The organism is Streptomyces canarius (assembly GCF_014650735.1).
GTDB classification, from domain to species: Bacteria; Actinomycetota; Actinomycetes; order Streptomycetales; family Streptomycetaceae; genus Streptomyces; species Streptomyces olivaceoviridis.
Genome location: NZ_BMVN01000165.1, coordinates 1 through 1,710, shown reverse-complemented (window position 1 = coordinate 1,710; position 1,710 = coordinate 1). Strand labels below are relative to the sequence as shown.

The following is a 1,710-nucleotide window of genomic DNA, read 5'->3' as shown; positions in this document are numbered from 1 at the left end:
TCTGTAACCTTCATTAGCAGATTCATTTTCTGTGGTTTCCCTGATCAAACTAGAGGTTACCAACTTAATTTAAGTACAACTTTGAAACAAATGGAATTCCTAGGAGGGAAGTAAACAACTTAGAAGCCTTCAGGCTTGTAGGCAATGAAACTAATGCACTGCACTTGACGAACGTTGTCGAACCCAATGATTCTAATGAATGCATTGGGGTATTCCTTCTTGCATTCCTCAAGCTCCTTCAATACCTGAGCCGAGTCGGTGCACCCGAACATAGGCAGCTTCCACATGGTCCAGTAGCGTCCATCGTAGTACGTGGGTAGGCTCGAGTACTTACGGTGCACGAATCCCTCCTCTAATTCGAATTCCAAGCAAGGAACCCATTTTGAGCGAAGAAGGTAATCTACTTCCTTAGCCAACTGCACGGGTGTAAGATCGGGGAGGTATGAGAGAGTCTCGAACTTCTTCTTTCCAGTAGGAGGCCACACCTGCATGCATTGCACTCTGCCGCCATTGCTTGCGAGAGAAGTAATGTCGTTGTTGGCCTTCCTGGTGACTGGGAAAGCAGAGGCAGACTTGAGGCCGGTGAAAGGAGCGACCATGTTAGCCTGTGCCGGAGAGGCAGTGGCAATGGTAGCCGATGAGATCATTGAGGAAGCCATTGCTAGTAGTGGGTACTAGCTGGATCTAATCCTCCACGAAAAGTAAGAAATTCCGCATATTTTGACCAATTCAAGGTAAAAAATGGGGTTGCTCCCTCGGCAAAACTGGGATAAAGTTGAGCCAAAAGATCACGATTCAAGATAAATTCATGGGGAAGTGGGATCTCTTTAGGGTCTACTCCAGCATTTAGAAATTGGTTTATCGGTAAAGATACATGTACTTGATGCCCCGCCCAAGAAAGGGACCCAAGCCCCAGTAGCCCTGCTAAATGGTGATTCAACATAGATTCTACATCTTGGAACCAAGCCAATTTTGGGGCCGCTTTGTGATAATGGAACCAACCGGCAAAAAGCATTAAGGCCGCAAAGACCAATGCACCGATTGCGGTACAATAGAGTTGTAATTCACTAGTTATTCCAGATGCTCGCCAAATCTGAAAAAAACCAGAGGTTATTTGTATTCCTCGGAAACCCCCACCCACATCGCCATTCAAGATTTCTTGGCCCACTATTGGCCAAACCACCTGGGCGCTAGGTCCAATGTGAGTAGGATCGCTGAGCCATGCTTCATAATTGGAAAAACGAGCACCGTGGAAATACATGCCGCTCAGCCAAAGAAAGATGATGGAGAGTTGGCCGAAATGGGCACTAAATATTTTGCGAGAGATCTCCTCCAAATCACTGGTATGGCTATCGAAATCGTGAGCATCGGCATGTAGGTTCCAGATCCAAGTGGTAGTATCGGGTCCCTTAGCTATTGTTCTTGAGAAATGGCCCGGCCTAGCCCATTCCTCGAAAGAAGTTTTTACGGGATCCCTATCTACCAAAATTTTTACTTCTGGTTCCGGCGAACGAATAATCATTGAGTCCTCCTCTTTCCGGACAACACATACAAAGAGACCCGCCAACAGTCAGTAATTAGTGAACCTATGAGAGACGCTTATAATTAGTTTCTTTCTCTTCTATCTCTCATCTATCTATCTATTTTTTATCTATCTATTTTTTCTTTAGTTATTCACTAGAGCAATTATGATCTGGAAGTCGATCCGGG

Annotated in this window: 2 protein-coding genes; both read right to left on the bottom strand. The window is 45.4% G+C overall.

Annotated features, from left to right (window positions below):
• Positions 1-119 precede the first annotated feature (119 nt).
• Positions 120-491: a RuBisCO small subunit-like domain-containing protein gene (locus IE294_RS50370; protein ID WP_506005391.1), complete on the bottom strand. Its 372-nt coding sequence runs from the start codon at positions 489-491 to the stop codon at positions 120-122.
• A gap of 170 nt (positions 492-661) precedes the next feature.
• Complete coding sequence (locus IE294_RS50365) at positions 662-1,522, bottom strand: photosystem I psaA/psaB family protein (RefSeq protein WP_229918264.1); 861 nt, start codon at positions 1,520-1,522, stop codon at positions 662-664.
• Positions 1,523-1,710: the final 188 nt, after the last annotated feature.